The sequence below is a fragment of the Nonomuraea indica genome, from assembly GCF_002850745.1.
Lineage (GTDB): Bacteria > Actinomycetota > Actinomycetes > Streptosporangiales > Streptosporangiaceae > Nonomuraea > Nonomuraea indica.
Window position 1 is genome coordinate 725,893 of sequence record NZ_KZ559468.1, and the last position, 22,311, is coordinate 748,203.

At 73.2% G+C, this 22,311-nt stretch carries 23 protein-coding genes; 18 read left to right on the forward strand and 5 right to left on the reverse strand.

Features of this window, described 5'->3' with window-relative positions:
* Positions 1 to 4: 4 nt before the first annotated feature.
* From CXR44_RS11065 to hypE, 12 genes are read left to right on the forward strand one after another with little or no spacing between them, the layout of a single operon-like run.
* Entirely contained in the window at positions 5 to 1,798 is a 1,794-nt protein-coding gene (locus CXR44_RS11065) for a nickel-dependent hydrogenase large subunit (RefSeq protein ID WP_245899060.1), read from the forward strand.
* A gap of 6 nt (positions 1,799 to 1,804) precedes the next feature.
* Positions 1,805 to 2,347: a nitrogen fixation protein NifU gene (locus tag CXR44_RS11070; protein WP_101785152.1), complete on the forward strand. Its 543-nt coding sequence runs from the start codon at positions 1,805 to 1,807 to the stop codon at positions 2,345 to 2,347.
* 23 nt (positions 2,348 to 2,370) lie between these two features.
* Positions 2,371 to 3,162, forward strand: a complete 792-nt coding sequence (locus CXR44_RS11075) for a DUF5947 family protein (protein WP_180903306.1) — start codon at positions 2,371 to 2,373, stop codon at positions 3,160 to 3,162.
* A 12-nt stretch (positions 3,163 to 3,174) separates the two neighbouring features.
* Positions 3,175 to 3,399 (forward strand): hypothetical protein, encoded by a 225-nt coding sequence (locus CXR44_RS11080; protein WP_101785154.1) that lies wholly within the window; start codon positions 3,175 to 3,177, stop codon positions 3,397 to 3,399.
* Positions 3,400 to 3,403: 4 nt separating this feature from the next.
* The gene (locus CXR44_RS11085) at positions 3,404 to 4,060 is read left to right on the forward strand and encodes a DUF6084 family protein (RefSeq protein ID WP_219601736.1); all 657 of its coding nucleotides are present in this window, start codon (positions 3,404 to 3,406) and stop codon (positions 4,058 to 4,060) included.
* Complete coding sequence (locus CXR44_RS11090) at positions 4,060 to 5,097, forward strand: hypothetical protein (protein ID WP_101785156.1); 1,038 nt, start codon at positions 4,060 to 4,062, stop codon at positions 5,095 to 5,097. The genes CXR44_RS11085 and CXR44_RS11090 overlap by 1 nt, the downstream gene beginning before the upstream one ends.
* Complete coding sequence (locus CXR44_RS40815; protein WP_245899061.1) at positions 5,094 to 6,023, forward strand: hydrogenase maturation protease; 930 nt, start codon at positions 5,094 to 5,096, stop codon at positions 6,021 to 6,023. The genes CXR44_RS11090 and CXR44_RS40815 overlap by 4 nt, the downstream gene beginning before the upstream one ends.
* A gap of 11 nt (positions 6,024 to 6,034) precedes the next feature.
* Positions 6,035 to 6,142 carry a DUF6893 family small protein gene (locus tag CXR44_RS42135; RefSeq protein WP_397019219.1) on the forward strand — a complete coding sequence of 36 codons (108 nt, stop codon included), beginning with the start codon at positions 6,035 to 6,037 and terminating at the stop codon, positions 6,140 to 6,142.
* 6 nt (positions 6,143 to 6,148) lie between these two features.
* On the forward strand, positions 6,149 to 6,514 hold the full coding sequence (locus CXR44_RS11100; protein ID WP_101785158.1) for a hydrogenase maturation nickel metallochaperone HypA/HybF: 366 nt from the start codon (positions 6,149 to 6,151) through the stop codon (positions 6,512 to 6,514).
* On the forward strand, positions 6,492 to 6,764 hold the full coding sequence (locus CXR44_RS11105) for a HypC/HybG/HupF family hydrogenase formation chaperone (protein ID WP_101785160.1): 273 nt from the start codon (positions 6,492 to 6,494) through the stop codon (positions 6,762 to 6,764). The genes CXR44_RS11100 and CXR44_RS11105 overlap by 23 nt, the downstream gene beginning before the upstream one ends.
* Positions 6,765 to 6,773: 9 nt before the next feature.
* On the forward strand, positions 6,774 to 7,901 hold the full coding sequence (gene hypD, locus CXR44_RS11110) for a hydrogenase formation protein HypD (protein ID WP_101785162.1): 1,128 nt from the start codon (positions 6,774 to 6,776) through the stop codon (positions 7,899 to 7,901).
* On the forward strand, positions 7,898 to 9,028 hold the full coding sequence (hypE, locus tag CXR44_RS11115) for a hydrogenase expression/formation protein HypE (protein ID WP_101785164.1): 1,131 nt from the start codon (positions 7,898 to 7,900) through the stop codon (positions 9,026 to 9,028). Before hypD ends, hypE begins: the two co-directional genes overlap by 4 nt.
* 154 nt (positions 9,029 to 9,182) lie before the next feature.
* Here the strand turns inward: hypE and hypF are convergent, their stop codons facing one another.
* From hypF to CXR44_RS11130, 3 genes are read right to left on the reverse strand one after another with little or no spacing between them, the layout of a single operon-like run.
* Positions 9,183 to 11,444 carry a carbamoyltransferase HypF gene (hypF, locus tag CXR44_RS11120; RefSeq protein ID WP_101785165.1) on the reverse strand — a complete coding sequence of 754 codons (2,262 nt, stop codon included), beginning with the start codon at positions 11,442 to 11,444 and terminating at the stop codon, positions 9,183 to 9,185.
* A complete protein-coding gene (locus CXR44_RS11125; RefSeq protein ID WP_245899062.1) occupies positions 11,441 to 12,169 on the reverse strand; it encodes a D-sedoheptulose-7-phosphate isomerase in 729 nt (242 codons plus the stop codon). Before CXR44_RS11125 ends, hypF begins: the two co-directional genes overlap by 4 nt.
* On the reverse strand, positions 12,166 to 13,008 hold the full coding sequence (locus CXR44_RS11130; RefSeq protein ID WP_101785167.1) for a HypC/HybG/HupF family hydrogenase formation chaperone: 843 nt from the start codon (positions 13,006 to 13,008) through the stop codon (positions 12,166 to 12,168). Before CXR44_RS11130 ends, CXR44_RS11125 begins: the two co-directional genes overlap by 4 nt.
* A 225-nt stretch (positions 13,009 to 13,233) precedes the next feature.
* Here CXR44_RS11130 and CXR44_RS11135 point away from each other — a divergent pair, with 225 nt between their 5' ends.
* A complete protein-coding gene (locus CXR44_RS11135; RefSeq protein ID WP_342748537.1) occupies positions 13,234 to 13,764 on the forward strand; it encodes an HIT family protein in 531 nt (176 codons plus the stop codon).
* A gap of 105 nt (positions 13,765 to 13,869) precedes the next feature.
* Here the strand turns inward: CXR44_RS11135 and CXR44_RS11140 are convergent, their stop codons facing one another.
* On the reverse strand, positions 13,870 to 15,432 hold the full coding sequence (locus CXR44_RS11140; protein ID WP_101785171.1) for a glycoside hydrolase family 10-like protein: 1,563 nt from the start codon (positions 15,430 to 15,432) through the stop codon (positions 13,870 to 13,872).
* 120 nt (positions 15,433 to 15,552) lie between these two features.
* Positions 15,553 to 17,703: an elongation factor G-like protein EF-G2 gene (locus CXR44_RS11145; protein ID WP_180903307.1), complete on the reverse strand. Its 2,151-nt coding sequence runs from the start codon at positions 17,701 to 17,703 to the stop codon at positions 15,553 to 15,555.
* Positions 17,704 to 17,937: 234 nt separating this feature from the next.
* Here CXR44_RS11145 and pgsA point away from each other — a divergent pair, with 234 nt between their 5' ends.
* From pgsA to CXR44_RS11170, 5 genes are all read left to right on the forward strand, one after another.
* The gene (gene pgsA / locus CXR44_RS11150) at positions 17,938 to 18,540 is read left to right on the forward strand and encodes a phosphatidylinositol phosphate synthase (protein WP_180903308.1); all 603 of its coding nucleotides are present in this window, start codon (positions 17,938 to 17,940) and stop codon (positions 18,538 to 18,540) included.
* Positions 18,537 to 19,445 carry a phosphatidylinositol mannoside acyltransferase gene (locus CXR44_RS11155; RefSeq protein WP_101785174.1) on the forward strand — a complete coding sequence of 303 codons (909 nt, stop codon included), beginning with the start codon at positions 18,537 to 18,539 and terminating at the stop codon, positions 19,443 to 19,445. Before pgsA ends, CXR44_RS11155 begins: the two co-directional genes overlap by 4 nt.
* The gene (locus tag CXR44_RS11160; protein ID WP_101785176.1) at positions 19,442 to 20,572 is read left to right on the forward strand and encodes a glycosyltransferase family 4 protein; all 1,131 of its coding nucleotides are present in this window, start codon (positions 19,442 to 19,444) and stop codon (positions 20,570 to 20,572) included. The genes CXR44_RS11155 and CXR44_RS11160 overlap by 4 nt, the downstream gene beginning before the upstream one ends.
* A gap of 34 nt (positions 20,573 to 20,606) precedes the next feature.
* On the forward strand, positions 20,607 to 21,149 hold the full coding sequence (locus tag CXR44_RS11165; protein ID WP_101785178.1) for a hypothetical protein: 543 nt from the start codon (positions 20,607 to 20,609) through the stop codon (positions 21,147 to 21,149).
* 63 nt (positions 21,150 to 21,212) lie between these two features.
* Complete coding sequence (locus CXR44_RS11170) at positions 21,213 to 22,238, forward strand: DUF3048 domain-containing protein (RefSeq protein ID WP_245899063.1); 1,026 nt, start codon at positions 21,213 to 21,215, stop codon at positions 22,236 to 22,238.
* Positions 22,239 to 22,311 lie beyond the last annotated feature (73 nt).

Here is a 22,311-nt window from a genome sequence, read left to right on the forward strand (position 1 = left end):
CGACGTGACCATCCGATCACCGCAGGAGCAGGAGACGCGCCAGCTCGTCGAGATGTCCTGGGACCCGATCACCAGGATCATCGGCAACCTGGGCATCTACACCAAGATCGACTTTCAGAACAACCAGGTCGTGGAGTGCAAGAGCACCTCGTCGCTGTTCCGCGGCTACAGCGTGTTCATGAAGGGCAAGGACCCGCGCGACTCCCACTTCATCACCAGCCGGATCTGCGGCATCTGCGGTGACAACCACGCCGTCTGCTCCATCTACGCGCAGAACATGGCCTACGGGGTCAAGACGCCCCCGCTGGGGGAGTGGATCGTCAACCTCGGCGAGGCCGCCGAGTACATGTTCGACCACACGCTCTTCCAGGACAACCTGGTCTTCGTCGACTACTGCGAGCAGATGGTCAAGGAGACCAACCCCAGCCTGCTACGGCGCGCGGAGACGACCGAGGCGCCGCGGGGCGACATCCACGGCTACCGGACCATCGCCGACATCATGCGCGCCTTCAACCCGTTCACCGGCGCGGTCTACCGCGAGGCCCTCCAGGTCAGCAGGCTCACCCGGGAGATGTGCTGCCTGATGGAGGGCCGGCACGTGCACCCGTCCACCCTCTACCCGGGCGGCGTCGGCACCGTGGCCACCCCGCAGGTGTTCACCGACTACCTGGTCCGCCTGTTGCGCACCGTCGACTTCATCAAGCGCGCGGTGCCGATGAACGACGACGTCTTCGACTTCTTCTACGAGGCGCTGCCCGGCTACGAGGAGGTCGGCCGGCGGCGCGTCATGCTGGGCTGCTGGGGGGCGTTCCAGGACCCGGGCGTCGTCGACTACGACTACCGCACCATGAACGAGTGGGGCCGGCGGATGTTCGTCACGCCGGGCATCGTCCTCGACGGCGAGCTGCGCACCACGAACCTGGTCGACATCAACCTCGGCATCCGCATCCTGCTGGGCAGCTCCTACTACGACGACTGGCAGGGCGAGGAGACCTTCGTCACCCACGACCCGCTCGGCAACCCGGTCGACCAGCGCCACCCGTGGAACCAGACGACGCTGCCCCGGCCGCAGAAGCGCGACCTCGACGGCGGCAACTACAGCTGGGTGATGAGCCCGCGCTGGTACGACGAGCGCACGGCCGGCTATCTCGCCCTCGACACCGGCGGCGGCCCCCTCGCCCGGCTCTGGGCCACGGCGCTGGCCGGGCTCGTCGACACCGGCACCGTCCGCTCCACCGGGCACAGCGTGCAGATCAACCTGCCGAAGAGCGCGGCCTTCCCCGACATGCAGTTCGAGTGGCAGATCCCGAAGTGGGCCAACACGATCGAGCGCAACCGGGCCCGCATGTACTTCGTGGCCTACGCGGCGGCGATGGCCTTCTACTTCGTCGAGCAGGCGCTCGGCGAGGTCCGGGCCGGGCTCACCAAGGTCTTCACCGACTTCGAGGTGCCGGAGGAGGCGATCGGGGCCGGCTTCCACGAGGCGGTCCGCGGTGTCCTGTCGCACCATCTGGTGATCCGCAAGGGCAAGATCGCGAACTACCATCCGTACCCGCCGACCCCGTGGAACGCCAGCCCGCGCGACGTCTACGGCACGCCGGGGCCGTACGAGGACGCCGTGCAGGGCCTGCCCATCTTCGAGGAGAACGGCCCCGAGACGTTCAAGGGCATCGACATCATGCGCACCGTGCGCAGCTTCGACCCGTGCCTGCCGTGCGGCGTCCACATGTACCTCGGCGGCGGGAAGGTGCTCAGACAGGTGCACTCGCCGACCCTCGGCACGAGCGTCTCGGGGTAGGCGGCCATGGACGACCGTGATGTGACCGAGCGCGTGCGCAGGGTCGAGGAGCTGCTCGACGGGGCCGTCGACGGCCATGCCGTGGAGCTGGCCGAGGCGCTGCTCGACCTGTACGGGGAGGTGCTGGCCAGGATCATGGCCACGGTCTCCGCGGCGGACCCGCCGGGCGGCGGCGAGGGGCTGGCCGAGCGGATCGCCGCCGACGAGCTGGTCGCGCACCTGCTGCTGCTGCACGACCTGCACCCGCTGGACGCGTCCACCCGGATCGAGCGCGCGCTCCCCGGGCTGCGGGGGCGGCTCGCCGGGGCGAGCGCGGAGCTGGTGGCGGTCGAGGGCGACCTGGCCCGGCTGCGGCTGCGGCCGCGACGCGGGGGCTGCGGCTCCTCGGCGGCGCCGTCCTCGGTCGTGGAGGAGGCCGTACTCCGTGCCGCGCCGGAGATCGAACGGGTCGAGATCGACGTGGTGGAGAGCCCGTCGCCGCCGGTCGTGATCCCGGTCGAGAGCCTGCTGCGGGCCCCCGCCCGCGACCGGCCCGGGGCACCGGCGTGAGGCCGGACGGCGCGGGAGCGGCCGTGACCGGCGGCCGGGCCGCCGGCAGCGCGCTGCGCAGGCTCATCACCCGCCGGCAGCGGCCGGGAGACGCCGCTCCGGGGGCGGCCGGCCCGGTTGCGGCCGGCCCAATTGCGGTCGGCCCGGGTGCGGTCGCTCCGGGTGCCAGTGCTCCGGGCGCGACTGGTCCGGGTGCGGCCGCTCCGGACGCTTCGGGGGCGGCCGGCGGGGCCGAAGAGACGTGCGAACTGTGCGGCGCGCCCGCCGGTGCGGCGCACCGGCACCTGCTCGACCTGGCCGACCGGGAGCTGCGCTGTGCCTGCCGCGCCTGCGCCCTGCTGTTCGACCACGCCGCCGCGGGCGGCGATCGCTACCGCCTGGTGCCGGACGACCGGTGGTTCCTGCGGGACTTCGTCCTCGACGACGCCACGTGGGCCGACCTCGGCATCCCGGTCCAGATGGCGTTCGCGCTGCACGACTCGGCCGAGGGACGGACGGCGCTGTTCTATCCCAGCCCGGCCGGGGCCGTCGAGTCGCCGCCGGCGGAGGAGACCTGGCGGCGCCTGGAGGAGACCAACCCGGTCCTGCGCGGGCTCGCCCCCGACGTCGAGGCCCTCCTGGTGAACCGGACCGGCACCGCCCGCGAGCACTGGATCGTCCCCGTCGACGACTGCTACACCCTCGTCGGCCTGCTGAGAACCCGCTGGAAGGGCCTCGCGGGCGGGCCCGACGTCCGGAACGAGATCACCGGCTTCTTCACCGAGCTGCGCCGCAGGTCCACCACGACCTCGGCCGGCCATCCGCTGCGCACCTGAAGGGATCCCGCCATGACCAAGAAGGACGGCGACCACATCACGACGGGCAGGCGCGACGTGCGCCCGGACGCGCCCGCGCACGTCAAGGGGGTCAAGGAGGGCAACGCCTGCGGCAACTACGACAAGCAGGCCGGCCACCTGCCCGACGCCCGGTCGACCGCCGCGCGCTCCACCGGCATCAACGCCGCCGACCGCGACCCGATCGACCCCGACATGCCCAACCTGTCGCCGGCCTGATCCCGTGGACGACTCGACGACGGCCGGCGCGCCGGCCCTGCGGATCACGGTCGAGGAGGTGCGGGCGGCGGAGTTCGCGGCCGTGCCGATGCTGGAGTTCGCGCTCAGGATCGCCAACCCGGGCGGCCCCGAGGTGCGCTCGGTCACCCTCGACACCCAGATCCGCATCTCGGCCGCCCGCCGCGCCTACGACGAGCCCAGCCGGCGCCGCCTCGCCGAGCTGTTCGGCGGACCCGAGGCGTGGAGCCGGAACCTGCGCGGCCTGCTGTGGGCGCAGACCGTCACGCAGGTGCCCGCCTTCGGCGCGGGCACCGCGGCGACGATCCGGGTGCCGTGCACCTACGACTTCGAGGTGGCGGTGGCGAAGTACTTCCACGGCCTCACCGACGGCGAGGTGCCGCTGGAGTTCCTCTTCAGCGGCACCACCTGGTACGTGGCCGGCGGCCGGCTGCGGGTCACCCGCATCCCGTGGGACACCGAGGCGGACTTCCGCATGCCGGTCACGGTGTGGAAGGACGTGATGGACCGGCACTTCCCGGGCGGCGCGTGGCTGCGGCTCGACCGCGACACGTTCGACCGGCTCCACGCCTACCGGACCCGCCACGTCCTGCCCGGCTGGGACGACGTGGTGGGCAGACTGCTGAAGGAGGCCGGCGGCTGATGGACGAGCTGCGCCGGATCGCGCGGGCCGTGCTGTACGAGGGCTACCTGCTGTGGCCGTACCGCCGGTCGGCGTTGAAGAACCAGCACCGCTGGACGATCGGGGGCGTGCACCCCGAGCCCTACGGCAGGGCGCACGAGGGCAACCCGTGGGTCATGCAGACCCAGTGCCTCGTCGAGGCGGGCCCGGCCGACACCGTGGACGTCCGCGTGCGCTTCCTGCACATCGTCGCCGGCGACGTCGCCCGCGGCGCCGCCCCCGACCGCCTCGACAGGGTGCCCGAGCTGACGGTGGGGGAGCGGCGCTTCCTGCCGCGCGAGGAGGCGGTGGAACAGGAGGTGGCGGCGTGCGGCCTCAGCCTCGGCGCGCTGCTCGGGGAGACGCACCGGATCCCGGTGGAGGTGCCCGCCGAGGAGGAGACCGAGTGGCTGACCGACGCGGCCGGGCGGCGGGCCGGCGCGGTGCTCCGCTCCCGCCAGGCGCTGCGCGGCCACGTCGACGCGCGCGCCGAGGAGGCGGAGCCGGGCGTCCTCCGGCTCACCGTGCGGGTGGTCAACACCACCCCCTGGCACGGCGACGTCCGCGCCGAGGCGATGCGGCGCACGTTCGTCGCCGCGCACAGCGTGCTGCACACGGCGGGCGGACGGTTCGTCTCCCTCATGGACCCGCCGCAGGAGCTGCGCGCCGCCGCGGCCGGCTGCCGCAACGTGGGCACCTGGCCGGTGCTGGCCGGCCCCGAGGGCGAACGGCACACGATGCTGTCGGCGCCGATCATCCTGTACGACCACCCGCGTGTCGCGCCGGAGAGCCCCGGCGACCTGTTCGACGCCACGGAGATCGACCAGCTGCTCACCCTGAGCGTGCTCGCGCTGAGCGACGAGGAGAAGCGGGAGATCCGCGACGGCGACCCGCGCGGGCGGGAGATCCTCGACCGCTGCGACGCGCTCACCGCCGTGCAGCTCATGCGCCTGCACGGCATCCTGCGCCCCGAGCCGGTCGAGGCGCGGCCGCCGGCCCGTACGGAGCCGGCGACATGAAGGACGACATGAAGGAGACGGACCCTCCCGTGGAACGTTCCGGCCCGGAGACGTGGGCCTCCTGGACACCCGCGCGCCGACCCGGCCCCGACGGGGCGGAGTTCTGGACGCGGATGGAACGGCGCGGCCCGGACGAGGTGGTCGTCGCCGGCGTGCCGGTGCGCGCGGGCAGCCGGGTCCGGCTGCGGCCGTCCGCCGGCCGGTCCGACGTGCTGGACCTCCTCCTCGACGGCCGGACCGCCGTCGTCGAGTCGGTCGAGCAGGACGACGAGGGCGCCTTCCACGTCGCGGTCGTCCTCGACGAGGACCCGGGCCGCGACCTCGGCGAGGCCCGCATGCCCGGACACCGGTTCTTCTACACCGCGCAGGAGATCGAACCCTTGGGCCCGGCCGCCGGCCCGCCCGGCGCCCGCGTCCTCGTGGCCGGGCTCGGCAACATCTTCCTCGGCGACGACGGTTTCGGCGTCGAGGTGGTCCGCCTGCTCGCCGGTACGGAGCTGCCCGGCGGCGTGGACGTGACCGACTTCGGCATCCGCGGCATGGACCTCGTCTACGCCCTGCAGCGCGACTACGACCTGGCCATCCTCGTCGACGCCGCCCCACGCGGCGAGCCGCCCGGCACGCTCACCGTGCTGGAGGCCGACACGCCCGACAGCGCCGCGAGCCTCGGCGAGACCAGCGTGGAGACCCACGGCATGGACCCCGTCCGGGTCCTGCGGCTGGCCAGGGAACTGGGCCGGGTCCCGGACCGGGTGATCGTCGTGTGCTGCGAGCCGGCCACGGTGCTGACCGGAGGCGCCGACGAGGACGTGCTGGTCGACCTGAGCGAACCCGTCCGCGCCGCCACCGGCCAAGCCGTCCGCCTGGTGATGGACATGATTGCGGAAAGCGCCGGGCCCGGCTCCCGGCCGCAGAACCCGGAATGAGGTGACATGACATGAGGAAGTCGCACGTGGCAGGGCTGATCGTGACCTGCGCGCTGGTCGCGGTCATCGTCCACGAATGGCCGGGGATCCGCCGGTACCTGACGATGAAACGGATGTAGCACCGCATGCATGAGATCGGAATGTGTGAGGGCCTGGTCGAGCTGATCGGGCAACGAGCCGCCGGCAGGCGGATCACGGGGGCGCGGGTGCGCGTCGGCACCCGCCACGCCGTCGTCGGGGAGGCGTTCGAGCAGGCCTTCGCGATCGCCGCCGCGGGCACCCCGGCGCAGGACGCCGCGGTCGAGCTGGTCGTCACACCCCTCACCGTCGCCTGCCACTCCTGCGGCGGCCGGAACGAGTCCCTCGACGTGCTCGCCGTCTGCGCGCGGTGCGGCAGCGCGGACGTGGACGTCTCCGGCGGCGACGAGCTGGTGCTGGAGTCGATCGACTTCGGGCAGGAGCGGGCCGATGTGCCTGGGCATCCCCGGTGAGCTGGTCGCCGCCGACGCCGACCACCCCGACCTGGCGGTCGTGGACGTCGGCGGCGTACGCCGCAGGATCAACGTGGCCCTGCTGACGGAGGAGGACCTCCAGGTCGGCGACTGGGTGCTGGTCCACGTGGGGTTCGCCCTGTCGAAGATCTCCGAGTCGGAGGCGCAGGCCGTCCTCGACTACCTGGAGGGGCTCGGCCCGGCCTACGACGACGAGCTCGACGCGCTCAGGGGATCGGACATCACATGAGGGGGACCCGTGCGGTTCGTCGATGAGTACCGTGACGGCGGCAGGGCCAGAAGCCTGGCCGCCGGCATCGCCGCCCGGTGCGAGCCGGGCCGCCGCTACACGTTCATGGAGGTGTGCGGGGGGCACACGCACACCATCTACAAGCACGGGCTGGAGGACCACCTTCCCCCCGAGGTGACCCTCGTCCACGGCCCCGGATGCCCGGTCTGCGTGATCCCGATGGGCCGGGTGGACGACGCGATCCACATCGCCTCCCAGCCGGACGTGATCATGACGTCGTTCGGCGACATGATGCGCGTGCCCGGCGGGCAGGGGTCGTTCCTCGACGCCAAGGCCGCGGGCGCCGACATCCGGATGGTGTACTCACCGCTCGACGCGCTCAAGATCGCCAAGGCGAACCCGGGGCGGCGGGTGGTGTTCATGGCCATCGGGTTCGAGACCACCGCGCCCTCCACGGCGATGACCGTGCTCCGGGCGGCCGCCGAGGGCGTCCGGAACTTCTCCGTCTTCTGCAACCACGTCCTCGTCATCCCGGCGATCAAGGCCATCCTCGACTCTCCCGACCAGCGGCTGGACGGCTTCATCGGTCCCGGCCACGTATCGGCCGTGATCGGCTGCGAGCCGTACGCGTTCATCGCCCGCGACTACGGCAAGCCGCTCGTGGTGGCCGGGTTCGAGCCGCTGGACGTCCTGCAGTCGGTCCACATGCTGCTGGGCCAGCTCGCCGAGGGCCGCGCCGAGGTGGCCAACCAGTACGCGCGGGTGGTGCCGTGGGGCGGCAACCGGACGGCCATGACGGCCATCGGCACCGTCATGCGGATGCGGCCGCACTTCGAGTGGCGCGGCCTCGGCTTCATCTCCCACTCGGCGCTCGGCCTGGCCGACGCGTACGCGGAGTTCGACGCCGAACGGATCTTCGACCTGCCGGGGGTGCGGGTCGCCGACCCGAAGGCCTGCCAGTGCGGCGAGGTGCTCAAGGGCGTGCTCAAACCGTGGGAGTGCAAGGTGTTCGGCACGGCCTGCACGCCGGAGACGCCGATCGGCACCTGCATGGTCTCCTCCGAGGGCGCCTGCGCCGCCTACTACAACTTCGGCCGTTTCAGCCGCGAACGGGTGAAGGAGGCGACCCGCTCATGACATCCGAACCCGCCGCGGACCAGGCGCAGCGGGGCGCTCCTGGCACCCCGCACCGCACCCGCGAGGAGCAGGTCCTCGACCGCATCGACCGGGCACGCCGCCGCAAGGCGGTCGTCAAGGAGGAGCGCATCACGCTCGCGCACGGCTCGGGCGGCAAGGCCACGCAGACGCTGATCCAGGCAGTCTTCCTCGAGGAGTTCGGCAACCCGCTGCTCGCGCCGCTGGAGGACGGGGCGACGCTGCCGCTCGGCGACGCCCGGGCGGCGTTCACCACCGACTCGTTCGTGGTGTCGCCGCTGTTCTTCCCCGGCGGGGACATCGGCGACCTGGCCGTCAACGGGACCGTCAACGACCTGGCCATGTGCGGGGCGCGGCCCGCCTTCCTGGCCGCCGGGTTCATCCTGGAGGAAGGGTTCCCCGTAGCCGATGTGCGGCGGATCGCGGCCTCGATGGCGGCCGCGGCAGCCGCGGCCGGTGTCTCGATCGTCACCGGCGACACCAAGGTGGTGCAGCGCGGCAAGGCCGACGGCTGCTACATCACCACGACGGGGGTCGGCGTCGTGGAACGCCCCGTGGAGCTGTCCGCCTCCGGCGCGCGGCCCGGGGACGCGGTCATCGTGTCCGGCCCGATGGGCGACCACGGGGCCGCGATCATGGTGGCGCGCGGGGACTTCGACCTGGAGTCCCCGATCGTGTCCGACACCGCGCCGCTGCACGGAGTGGTCTCCGCCCTGCTGGACGCGCTGCCCGGCCACGTCAGGACGCTGCGCGACGCCACGCGGGGCGGGGTGGCCACCATACTCAACGAGGTGGCCACGGCCTCCCGGGCCGCCGTGGTGATCGAGGAGAAGGCCCTGCCGGTGCGGCCCGAGGTGACGGGCGTGTGCGAGCTGCTCGGCATCGACCCGCTGTACGTCGCCTGCGAGGGGCGGTTCGTCGCCGTCGTGGACGGCGCGCACGCCGGCCGCGCGCTGGAGGCGCTGCGCCGGCACCCGCTGGGCGCGGGCGCGTCCATCATCGGCACCATCCGGGACGACCCGCCGGGGCTCGTGCTGCTGCGCACCGCGTTCGGCGGCACCCGCATCGTCGACCTGCTCGTCGGCGACCCTCTGCCGCGCATCTGCTGACCCTCCCACCCGGCACCGCACGGCTCGTATGGTCCGCACGGCTCGCAGACCTGCTGACGGCGCGGAGGCGTGCGGGCGTCGCGCGGGCGGTGTGCGGGCGTCGCCGGGGCGGCGTGCCGGGCCGCAAGGGCGGCGCGGGCGGGGCCGTTCGCGATCAGTCGCGGGCGGCGGCCACGACGGCCTGGCCGAGACTGATGCCGCCGTCGTTGCACGGGACGCGCCGGTGCGTCAGCACCCGGAACCCGTCACGGCGCAGCCGGTCGTCCACGCCGCCGAGCAGCACCGTGTTGGCGAACACGCCACCCGACAGGGCCACCGTGCCGAGGCCCGTGGCGCCGGCGACGAGGCCGACCGCCGCCGCGACCGCACCGGCCAGCCCGTGGTGGAACCGGGCCGCGATCACCCCGGCCGGCACGCCCCGCCGCAGGTCCTCGGCCACGGCCCGCACCAGGTCGGTGCTCCGGATGACGACCGGCGACGGTCCCGTCACGGTCACCGGGTAGCCGTCGCGGACGTCCCTGTCCACCCGCAGCTCCAGGCCCATCGCGGCCTGCCCCTCGTACGTCACCGTGTCACGGACGCCGAGCAGCGCGGCCACCGCGTCGAACAGCCGCCCGGCGCTCGACGTGACGGGCGCGGCCAGGCCGCCGGCGGCGGCGAGCGCCGACACCGCGGGCCAGGCGGCGGCGTTCCGGCGGGCCACGTCGAGGCCCGCCGGGGGCACGGCCGCGGCGTGCAGCCAGGCGGCCGCCATCCGCCAGGGCTGACGGATCGCCGTGACGCCGCCCGGCATCCGCACCTGCTCCAGATGCCCGGCCCGGTCGTAGCCGGCGAGGTCGGCCACCAGCAGCTCGCCGCCCCAGATCGTGCCGTCGTCGCCGTACCCGGTCCCGTCGAACGCCACCCCGATGACCGGCCCCGGCTCGCCGTTGTCGGCCAGGCACGAGGCGATGTGGGCGTGGTGGTGCTGCACGCCGGCATGCTCCACGCCGTCGAGCGCGAGGGCGTACTTCGTCGACAGGTACTCCGGATGCAGGTCGTGCGCGACGACGGCGGGCTCGATGCCGAACAGCCGCCGCCAGCGGCCGATCTCCGTGCCGAACGCGCGCAGCGTCCGGTAGCTCTCCAGGTCGCCGAGGTGCTGCGAGACGACCGCGTGCCGCCCCCTGGCCAGGCAGAACGTGCTCTTCTGCGCCGCCCCGCAGGCGAGCACCGGGCGCCGGACGGGCCATGGGAGCGTGAACGGCTCGGGCGTGTACCCGCGTGCCCGCCGGACGGGCAGCGCCGCGCCGCGGAACATCCGCACGACGGAGTCGTCGGCGGGCGCCCGGATCGGCCGGTCGTGGGACAGGAAGGCGTCGGCGATCCCGCCCAGCCGCCGCCGGGCGTCGGTGTCGTCGTAGGCGATCGGCTCGTCGGACACGTTGCCGCTGGTCAGCACGTACGGCCGGGCGAGGCGGCGGGCGAGCAGGTGGTGCAGCGGCGTGTACGGCAGCAGCACGCCCAGCTCACCGCTGTCAGGTGCCACCGAAGGCGCCACCGGCGCCCCCCGGAGGCGGGGCAGCAGCACGATGGGTGCGCGCGGGCCGGTCAGCAGCCCGGCCGCGTCCTCGCCGGCCTCGCACAGCTCGCGGACGGCCGGCAGGTCCGGCGCCAGCACGGCGAACGCCTTGTCCGGCCGCCCCTTGCGGGCCCGCAACGTCGCGACGGCCGCCTCGTCGGCCGCGTCGACGGCCAGATGGTAGCCGCCGAGCCCCTTCACCGCCACCACGGCCCCGGCCGCGAGCAGCGTCGCCGCCTCCGTGACGGGATCTCCGGGCACCGCCGTCCCGTCCGGAGCGGTCAGCGCGAGTGCCGGGCCGCAGTCCGGGCAGCAGGTCGGCTGGGCGTGGAAGCGCCGGTCGCGCGGGTCGCGGTACTCCCGCTCGCACGCGGCGCACATGGCGAACCCGGCCATCGTCGTCACGGCCCTGTCGTACGGGACGGCCGTGACGATCGTGAACCGGGGCCCGCAGTTCGTGCAGTTGACGAACGGGTACAGGTGGCGGCGGTCGGCCGGGTCGAACAGCTCCGCCAGGCAGTCCGCGCACGTTGCGACGTCGGCGGGGACGACGGCCCGCGTCGCCTGGCCGGCCACGCTGGGCACGATCTCGAACCCGCGGGCGCCGGTCGGCGGCACCGGTGTCACGCTGACCCGCTCGACGACGGCCAGGGCGGGCGCCCGGTGGCGGACCGCCTCGACCAGCGCGCCGACCGCCGTCGCCGGGCCCTCAGCCTCGATGAAGACCCCGCCGGCGTCGTTGCCGACCAGCCCGGTCAGGCCGTACCGGGTGGCCAGCGCGTGCACGAACGGCCGGAAGCCGACACCCTGGACGATCCCCTCGACCCGGATCCGCGACCGGACCGGCCCGTTCATGCCCCGCCCGCTCCTACCCCGTCCGCTCCAACCCCGCCCGCTCCCAGCCCGCCGTCGCTCGCTTCTTCCCCGCCTGCTTGCACCCCGCCCGCCTCGGCGCCGGCCAGCGCCTGATGCACCAGTTCCCACAGCACGTGGCAGAGCGTGGCCTGAGCCTCCTGGATGCGGTGCACCGACGACGACGGGACGACGAACAGGTGGTCGGCGAGTCGCTCCGCGGCCATTCGCCCACCGCCCGAACCCGCGAAGCCCACGGTCACCAGGCCCGCGCGCCGGGCCGCTTCCAGCCCCCGCAGGACGTTGGCCGAGCCGCCGCTGGTCGACAGGGCCAGGGCGATGTCGCCGCGCCGCCCGAGGGCGGTCAGCTGCCGGGCGAAGACCACGTCGAAGTGCACGTCGTTGGCCAGGGCCGTCAGCAGCGCGGAGTCGCCGGTCAGCGAGATCGCCGGCAGTCTCCGCCCGCCCCGGCCGGGCGTCAGGAAGAGCTGCGCCACGGACTGGGCGTCGGTGCTGCTGCCGCCGTTGCCGAACGCCAGCAGCGTGCCGCCGGCCCGGAACGCGGTCGCCATCGCCCGCGCGCAGGCGGCCAGCGACGGGCCCAGCCGTTCGAGCACCCGCAGGCGCAGCTCGACGCTCTCCGCGGCCTTGGCCGCGGTGGACATGACGAGTTCCTCGCGGGTCGTGTCGCCGCCCGCCGCCGCGAACGGGTAGAGGGCGCCGGTCACGGGGCGTCACCGCCGAGCACCGCGATGGCCTCTCCGGCGTGCACCAGCACCGTGTCGCCGACCCGCGCCTCGATCAGCGCCACGCTGACCTCCTCGGTCCCGCCGCCCGTGTCGACCAGGGCGAGGCCGCCCGGCCGCAGCTCGGTGACGTGCACCGGGACCGCCGTGTCCGCGCAGGTGACGCAGGTGGCGTCGGCCGCGCAGCCGGACGCCGCCGTGCCGGGCCCGTCGAGCGGGGCGGGGTCGTCGAGGAAGACGTGGACCAGCTCCCACAGCAGGTGGTAGGTCGTCATGTGCGCCTCCCCGGCGATCCGGGGGTCGCCGGACCGCGCGTCGAGCACGTGGTCCACGAGTGTCCCGTCCACCAGGGTCCGGTCCATGAGCGCGCCGTCCACCAGGGCGATCGTCAGCATGCCGAGCTGGCGGGCCGCCGCGAACGCGCCCAGCACGTCGCCGCACCGGTCCTCCACGGCGAAGCCGACCGCGATGTCCTCCGGCCGGCCGAGCATCCGCAGCTGCGTGCTGAACACGGCGCCGTATCCGCGTGACACCGCGATGCCGCTCACCGCCGAGGCGTCGTTGGCCAGCGAGATCGCCGGCAGGGCGCGCTTGCCGACGATCACCGGATGGGTGAACTCGACCGCCAGGTGCCCCGCGTCGGCCGCGGACGCCCCGGCGCCGAAGGCGAGCAGCCTGCCGTCGCGCCGGAACCGCGCCGCCATGTCGAGCGCCGCGCCGACGATCAGGCCGGCGTCCCGCACGAGCGCCCGGCCGGGCGCGGCGCGGCGCGCGGCGGCCTCCTCCAGAAGGGACGACATCTCGCCCTCCGCCTCCGCCATCGCGCCTCCCCGTGCCCGCTGGTCCCCGCTGCCATGCTGCACCGGCGACCTCGCGGCACCGCGACCCCGCCCGGCGGCGTCGGGTCAAAGTTGGGGCACGTTTTCCGCCCGGACGACCGTGCGGACGACGTGCGGACGACGTGCGGACGACGTGCGGGCGGGCGGGACGGGCGACGGGGCGCTCGCCGTCGTCGCGGCCGGACACCCGGCTCTATGCTGCTAGATATGCACGATCAGGCAGGAGCAGGGGAGCCCGACGACTTCCAGCGGCTGTGGACCCCGCATCGCATGGCCTACATCAAAGGCGAGGGCAAGCCGACGGGCACCGGGCCCGACGACGGCTGCCCGTTCGACGCCATCCCCAGGATGAGCGACGAGGACGGCCTGATCGTCGCCCGGGGCGAGCACGTGTACGCGGTGCTCAACCTCTACCCCTACAACTCCGGCCACCTCATGGTCGTCCCCTACCGCCACGTCTCCGGTTACGACGAGCTCGACCAGGCCGAGGTGACGGAGCTGGGCGAGTTCACCCAGCGTTCGCTGCGGGCGCTGCGCAAGGCGAGCGGCGCCCAGGGCTTCAACGTCGGCATGAACCTCGGCCAGGTGGCCGGCGCCGGCATCGCCGCCCATCTGCACCAGCACGTGGTGCCCCGGTGGGGCGGCGACACCAACTTCATGCCGGTGGTGGCGCGGACGAAGGTGCTGCCGCAGCTCCTGCGCGACACCCGCGCCCTGCTCGCCGACGCCTGGGACTGACCGCGACCGCCCGGCCGGGACGAGCCCGGACGGCCAGGACGCTCCCGGAGGCTCCTGGACGCCCCGGACGCCCCAGACGGCGAGGACGGCCAGGACGGCCGCAGGTCAGCCGACCTTGACCGTGGCCGGCTTGCTCTCGTGGTGCAGCCGGTCGAGCGCGGTCACCAGGTAGGTGCCCGGCGAGACGGCCCCGAACGACGGGCTGGAGACGACCGCCACCAGGTCACGTGCGTCCGTGGTGTGGCAGTCGGCGCCCGACTTCGGCAGCCGGTAGACCGCGTACGAGCGGGCGCCCGGCGTGGCGTTCCAGGTCAGCTTCGCGCCGTCGGACCTCACCCCGGCGGGCGCGGGCGGGGCCGAGCCGCCGCGCTCCTTCATCAGCGGCAGCAGCGCCGGGCGGGAGTAGTGCTCCTTGACGACGCGGTCCATGGCGCCCAGCGGGTTGGCCACGAGGTTCTTGGCGCTGAAGTAGACGTCGCCGTCGACCTGCTCGTGCTTGCGGTTGAGCGTCAGGTGCGCGGACAGCTCGCCCGCCTTGGTCCACGCCGGGTCGTCGGTGGCGCCGACCCGGTAGAGGGCCTGGCCGATGTAGAGGTGGACGTCGCCGCCCTCGACCTCGCCGGCCCACCACGGGGCCAGCGCGCGGTAGTCGGCCGCCCGGAACCCGCGCGGCCAGTAGAGCTGCGGCATCACGTAGTCGACCGTGCCGGCCTTGATCCAGGCGCGCGCGTCGGCGTGGATGGCGTCGTAGGCCGACATGCCCGAGGTGGCCGAGCCGCTCGGGTCCTGGGCCTTGTTGCGCCAGATGCCGAACGGGCTGACGCCGAACTTGACGTGCCCCTTGGCCGCGTGGACGGCCTTGTCGACCTGGGCGATCAGCGTGTTGACGTTGGAGCGCCGCCAGGCGGCCAGGCTCTTGCCCTTGCCGTACTTGGCGAAGGCGGCCCGGTCGTCGAACGTGCGGCCGGGCTCGGGATAGGGGTAGAAGTAGTCGTCGAAGTGGACGCCGTCGACGTCGTAGCGCTGCGCCACGTCGGTGACGACCTTGGTGACGTGCTCGCGCACCTGCGGCAGGCCGGGGTTGTAGTAGAGCCGGTCGCCGTATCGCACGATCCAGCCGGGGTTGCGCCGCGCCGGGTGCGAGGCGGGCAGCCGCGACAGGTCGGTGTCGTGGGCGGCGCGGTAGGGGTTGAACCAGGCGTGGAACTCCAGCCCCCGCTTGTGCGCCTCGGCGACGAGGAACGGCAGCGGGTCCCAGCCCGGGTCCTTGCCCGGCGTGCCGGTCAGGTATTCCGACCACGGCTCCAGCGACGACTTGTACAGCGCGTCGGAGGCCGGGCGCACCTGCACGAAGACGGCGTTGAGCCGGCGCTTGACGGCCGCGTCGAGGATCTTGACGTATTCGGCCTTCTGCCGGGCGACGGCCAGGCCGGTGCGGGAGGGCCAGTCGATGTTCTTGACCGTGGCGATCCAGACGCCGCGCAGCTGCCGCTTCGGGTGGCGCGCGTCGGCGACGCACTCCGTGGCGGCGGTCGCGGGCGCGGCCGGCTTCTTGGTCGTGGATCCCGAGGCCGGTGTCTCAGCGCCTCCGGGGCCGAACAGGAAGGCGGCGCCGGTGGTGAGGACGGCCAGGGTGGCGGCGGCGAGCAGAGGGCGTCCGGTACGCATAATGCCCCCAGTGTGACACCGCCCCTGACGTGCTCCGACCAGAAAAAAGAAATCGGTTCGTGATACTTGCGTGAAGTTGGCACAGGGTGCCGGGAGAGCCGCTCCCGGCACCCCGCCGGGTCATTCGGCGGCGGCCAGCTTGCCCGCCAGGTGCGACGGCAGCGGCTCGTAGCGCAGGAAGGAACGGTGGAAGGATCCGGTGCCGTGCGACATGGACCGCAGGTCGATGGCGTACCTCGTGATCTCCAGCTGCGGGACCTCGGCCTTGACCAGGGTGCGGCCGGTGCCCACCGGCTCGGTGCCGAGCACCCGCCCGCGCCGCGACGACAGGTCGGACATCACCGACCCCACGTACTCGTCGGCCACCAGCACCGACAGCTCGTCCACCGGCTCCAGCAGCAGCGTCGGCACCTTGGCCGCGGCCTCCTTGAGCGCGAGCTGGCCGGCGATCTGGAAGGCCATGTCGGAGGAGTCGACCGAGTGCGCCTTGCCGTCGTAGAGCGTCACCCGGACGTCGACCATCGGGTAGCCGGCGACCACGCCGCGCTCCATCTGGGCCCGTACGCCCTTCTCGACGGACGGGATGAACTGGCGGGGCACCACCCCGCCGACGATCTTGTCCACGAACTCGAAGCCGCCGCCGGACGGCAGCGGCTCCACCTCGATGTGGCAGATGGCGTACTGGCCGTGCCCGCCGGTCTGCTTGACGTTGCGGCCCATCGCCTGGCACCGGCCGCCGAACGTCTCGCGCAGCGGCACCCGCAGCTCGACCCGCTCCACCTCGACGCCATGGCGTTTGGCGAGCCGGTCGAGCAGCACGTCGGTGTGGGCCTCGCCCATGCACCACAGCACGAGCTGGCGGGTCTCGGCGTTGTTCTCCAGGCGCAGCGTCGGGTCCTCGGCGACCAGCCGGCCCAGCGCCTGCGACAGCTTGTCCTCGTCGGCCTTGGACCTGGCCCGGATGGCCACCGGCAGCAGCGGGTCGGGCATCGTCCAGGCGGTCATCAGCAGCGGCCGGTCCACCTCCGACAGCGTGTCGCCGGTCTCGGCGCGCGACAGCTTGGCCACCGCCACGATGTCGCCGGCCACGCCCTTGGCGGCGGGCCGCTGCTGCTTGCCCAGTGGGCAGGTCAGCGTGCCGATGCGCTCGTCGACGTCGTGGTCCTCGTGGCCGCGGTCGGCGAGGCCGTGCCCGGAGACGTGCACGGTCATGTCGGGGCGCAGCGTCCCGGAGAACACCCGGACCAGGCTGATGCGGCCCACGTACGGGTCGCTGGTGGTCTTGACGACCTCCGCCACCAGGGGGCCGTCGGGGTCGCAGGCGATGCCGTCGACCGGCTTGCCGTCGAGGGTGGTGATCTCGGGCATGGGGTGTTCGAGCGGCGACGGGAAGCCCTGCGTGATCAGCTCCAGCACCTCCAGGGTGCCGATGCCGTGCCCGGCGCCCGTCCCGGTGCACAGCACCGGGTAGAAGCTGCCGCGCGCCACCGCCTTCTCCAGGTCGTCGATGAGCACCTTGGTGTCGATCGGGTCGCCCTGGAGGTAGCGGTCCATGAGCGACTCGTCCTCGCTCTCCTGGATGATGCCCTCGATGAGGGGCCCGCGGTACTCCTCGATCCGCGCCTCGTACTCGGCTCCCGGCTCCTTCTCCGTACGGGTGCCGGTGGCGTAGTTGAAGAACTTCTGCGACAGCAGCCCGATGAGGCCGTTGACGTTGCCGTTGGTGACGACCGGGAGGTAGAGGGGTGCGACGCCGTCGCCGAAGGCGGCCTGGCAGGAGGCGAGCACCTCGTCGAAGTCGGCTCGCTGGTGGTCGATCTTGGTGATGACGACGGCGCGGGGCATGCCGACCTGGGCGCACTCCTCCCAGAGCAGCCGGGTGAGCCCGTCGATGCCTTCGGCGGCCGACACCACGAACAGGGCGGCGTCGGCGGCGCGCAGCCCGGCGCGCAGGTCGCCCACGAAGTCGGCGTAGCCGGGGGTGTCGAGAAGATTGATCTTGATGTCGTTGTGGACCAGCGGGGCCAGCGCGAGGTTGACCGAGCGCTGCTGCCGCACCTCCACCTCGTCGAAGTCGCTGACCGTGTTGCCGTCCTCCACCCGCCCCGGCCGCTGGATGGTTCCGGTGGCGGCCAGCAGGTGCTCGAGGAGGGTGGTCTTGCCCGCTCCCGAATGGCCGACCAGCACGACATTGCGTATCGCGTCCGCCCTGTCGGCCGCTGGTGCCCTGCCCGCGGCTCCCATGGCCCCACCGGGGTTCTTCTCCGCCACAACGCCTCCGCTCCTCGTGGGACAGGTTGAGGTTCCAGCGCCGCGCCCGCGCGGAGGGTGCACAGGGCCGCACAGGACCCGCATGAACCCACACGAATCCGTACATACGTGCACAGATCCACGTGGACACCGCATGGACGCGGTGTGTTCACCAAATACCCGTGTGGCGGATATCACAAGGGGGCGGAGGCAAAGAAAGTCGCCGGGCGCGGGATGGCCTACGATCGGACCGCGATGCTCAAACTCCTGCGCCCGGCCATGACCCGGATACTCACCCCGCTCGGCAGGGCCCTGGTCCGCCGCGGCATCGGCCCCAACGCCGTCACGGCGGTCGGCACCCTCGGCACGGTCGTGTCGGCCCTGGTCTTCTTCCCGCTGGGACTGCTGGCCGCGGGCGTCGTCGTCATCACGGTCTTCGTGCTGTTCGACCTGCTCGACGGGGTGGTCGCCCGCCTCGGCGGCAAGGGCGGCAGCACCTGGGGGGCGTTCCTCGACTCCACGCTGGACCGGGTCGCCGACGCGGCGATCTTCGCCGGGCTTATCCTTTATTTCATCTCCCGTGACGATGTGCTGATGGCCGCGGTCGCGATGTTCTGCCTGGTGGCGGGCGCTGTGGTGTCCTACGCCAAGGCCAGGGCCGAGGGGCTCGGCCTCACCTGCGACGTGGGCCTGGCCGAACGGCCCGAGCGGCTCGTCGTGGCGCTGGTGGCCACCTTCCTCGCCGGGCTCGGCGTGCCGTACGTGCTGCCCGCGGGGATGTGGTTGCTCGCGGCGGCCAGCGCTGTCACGGTGGTGCAGCGCGTGGTCCATGTCCATCGGCAGACGAGGGAGCGATGAGCGACAAGCCGTCCGTCACCGATCGCGCCGTCGCGGCGGGGTTCGCGGCAGGCTGGAAGCTGGTGCCCCTGCTGCCGCCCCGGCTCACCCGGGGGGCGTTCCGCCTGGCCGCCGACCGGCTGTGGACGCGGCGCGGCAAGTCGGTGCGCCGCCTGGAGTCCAACCTGGCGCGGGTGACCGGCCTCGACCCGGGCTCGGCCGAGCTGCGGGAGCTGTCCAGGGCCGGCATGCGCTCCTACTTCCGCTACTTCGAGGAGATCTTCCGGCTGCCGTCCGTGCCGCCCGAGGAGATCGTCCGGCGCACCCGGGTGCGCGGCGCGGAGCTGATCCACGACACCGTCGCCTCCGGCAGGGGAGTGGTGCTGGCGCTGCCGCACATGGGCAACTGGGACGCCGCCGGCGCCTGGCTGGTCGCCGTCGGCCACCCGTTCGCCACCGTGGCCGAACGCCTGCGACCGGAGGCGCTCTTCCGCCGCTACGTCGCCTTCCGCGAAGGGCTCGGCATGGAGGTGCTGCCGCTCACCGGCGGCGACGGGCACACCTTCGCCGCCCTGGCCATGCGCGTACGGCGGGGCGGGGTCGTCTGCCTGCCCGCCGAGCGCGACCTGACCAGGAGCGGCGTCGAGGTCGACTTCTTCGGCGCCCGGACCAAGATGCCGGCCGGCCCGGCGCTGCTGGCCGTGCAGACCGGCGCGGCCCTGCTGCCGGCGACCGTCTACTTCGCGGGCGACGACTGGGGCATCGAGATCCACGAGGAGATCCCGGTCCCCGAGGGCGGCAGCCGGCAGGAGAAGGTGGCCGCCATGGCGCAGGGCCTGAGCCACGTCTTCGAGAAGGGCATCACCGAGCACCCCGAGGACTGGCACATGCTGCAGCGGCTCTGGCTGGAGGACCTGCCCCGATGAAGGTCGGCATCGTCTGCCCCTACTCCTGGGACATGCCCGGCGGGGTCAAGCAGCACATCGACGACCTGGCCCAGGCGCTGATGGCGCAGGGCCACGACGTGTCGGTGATCGCGCCCGCCGCCGACGACGACGAGCTTCCCCCGTACGTGGTGGGGGCCGGGCGGGCCGTGCCCGTGCCGTACAACGGGTCGGTGGCGCGCATGTCGTTCGGCTTCCTGTCGGCGGCCCGCGTGCGGCGCTGGGTGCGCGACGGCGACTTCGAGGTGCTGCACATCCACGAGCCGCTGGTGCCGAGCCTGGGCGTGCTCGCCTGCTGGGCCGCGCGGGGCCCGATCGTGGCGACCTTCCACGCCTCGTGGGTGCGCTCGCGGGCCATCGCGGTCGCCGAGCCGCTGCTGCGCAGCGCCCTGGAGAAGCTGAGCGGGCGCATCGCGGTCTCCGACGCCGCGCGCAAGAGCCTGGTCGAGCAGTTCGGCGGCGACACCGTGCTCATCCCCAACGGCGTGACCGTGGCCCGCTACGCCGAGGCCGAGCCGCTCGACGGCTGGGGGCCCGACGGGGCGACGCTCGGCTTCCTCGGCCGCATGGACGAGGAGCGCAAGGGCCTGCCCATCCTGCTCGACGCCTTCACCCGGCTCGCCCCCGACCGGCCCGGCCTGAAACTGCTGATCGCCGGTCCCGGTGACGCCAAGGACGTCTACGACCGGGTGCCCAGGGAGCTCCACACCCGCGTCACCGTGCTCGGCATGGTGAGCGAGGCCGATAAGATCCGCGCCTACCACTCGGTCGACGTGTTCTGCGCGCCCAACACCCGGGGCGAGAGCTTCGGCATCGTGCTGGCCGAGGCCATGGCCTCCGGCGCGACCGTGCTGGCCAGCGACATCCCCGCCTTCCGCAAGGTCCTCGGCGAGGGCCAGGCCGGCGCGCTGTTCGCCAACGGCGACGCCGCCTCGCTGGCGCGGGAGGCGGCCGCCCTGCTCGACGCGCCCGAACGGCGGGCCAAGCTGGCCGCGGAGGCGCTGGTCGCGGTCCGCAAGTACGACTGGTCGACGGTGGCGCGCGACGTGGTCCGGGTCTACGAGACGGTGACCGCCGGCGGCGCCGGCCGGGTGGAGGAGGACCTGTGAGGCACGGCGGCACGGCGCGGCCGGAGGGGGCCCGGTGACCTCCACCCTGATCGTCCTGGTCGTGGGCATCGTCATGGTGCTCCTGGCCGTCTACATCTCCTGGCGGGCCGGCCGGCTCGACCGGCTGCACATCCGCCTGGAGCTGGCCCGCGAGTCGCTGGAGGCCGCCCTGATGCGGCGCCGGGCCGTGGTGCTCGAACTCGCCGGCTCCCGCCTGCTCGACCCGGCGACCTCGCTGGTCCTCGCCGCGGCGGCCCACGAGGCCAGGATGGCCGGGCCGGAGGAGCGCGAGCACGCCGAGAGCGACCTGTCACGCGCCCTGCGCGCCGCCGTGGACCAGGGACGCTTCCGCGAGAAGCTGGCCGAGGCGCCGGGCGGCGAGGACCTGCTGGAGGAGCTGGACGCGGCGGTGGCCAAGGTCGTCTACTCCCGCCGCTTCTACAACAACGCCGTGGGCGTCACCCGGACGGCTCAGCGGCGCTGGCTGGCCCGTACGCTGCGCCTGGCCGGCCACACGGAGTACCCGAGCTTCTTCGAGATCGACGACGACCCACCAGCGGCTATGGCTCCAGAATGACCGCATTTGGTCAGGCCGGTAAGCTTCTTCCGTTTCTGGGCTGAACGCGGAGGAGTTGTGCAGGTGCGCCTACCCCGGATGATCGCCGTGACGCTTGCCGGAGCGTCCGTGCTGCTGCCCGCGGCGGCGTGCTCGTCGGACGAGCCGGCCGCCGGCCAGGCTCCCCAGGCCGCGACGGCGGCGCCCACCACTCCCGCCGAGGAGCAGACCCCGGCCGGCGAGCCCCACCCGTTCACCGGCGAGCCCGGGGCGCCGCTCAGGCCGGTGCTCACCGCGAAGATCGAGAACACCGCGGCGGGCAAGCCGCAGCTCGGGCTCAAGAGCGCGGACATCGTCTACGTCACCCAGGTCGAGGCGGGCCTGACCCGGTTGATCGCGGTCTTCTCGTCCAAGATCCCGGCCAAGATCGGCCCCGTCCGCAGCGCCCGCGTCTCCGACCTGCACCTCGCCCCGCAGTTCGGCAAGCCGGCCTTCGCCTACTCCGGCGCGCAGACCAAGATGCTGCCGCTGATCGCGCAGGCGTCGCTCTTCGACGTCTCCGACAGCCGCGCCCCGGGCGCCTACTTCCGTCAGCCGGGCCGCGTCGCCCCGTACAACCTGTTCGCCAACACCAAGCAGCTGCTGGCCAAGGCGCCCAAGGCGAGCAAGGCCAAGGACATCGGCTTCACCTTCGGCGACGCCCCGGCCGAGGGCGGCGTCGAGCGCAGGTCGTACACGGTCCGGTGGCCCGCCGCGCGCTTCACCTTCACCTGGTCGGAGGCGAAGAAGCAGTGGCTCATCTGGCAGGACGGCAAGAAGGACATGGCCGCCGAGGGCGGCCAGCTGGGCGCGCCCACCGTCGTGGTCCAGTACACCCGGACCGAGCGCTCCCAGTTCCACGACAAGAACCAGAGCTACACGCCGCTCGTGCGCACCGTCGGCAAGGGCTCGGCGATCGTGCTGCGTGACGGCAAGGCCTACAAGGCCCGCTGGGAGCGCGAGTCGGAGGAGAGCGGCACCACGTTCACCACCCCGAGCGGCGAGCCGATGAACTTCGCGCCCGGCCAGGTCTGGGTGGCGCTGGCCAGCCGCACACCCGTCACGCCGTGACGTACAAAAATGCCAGAAAATCATGACATCGTGGTATGTCGGGGGCGAGGTCGCTCAGGACCTACCATGGGGT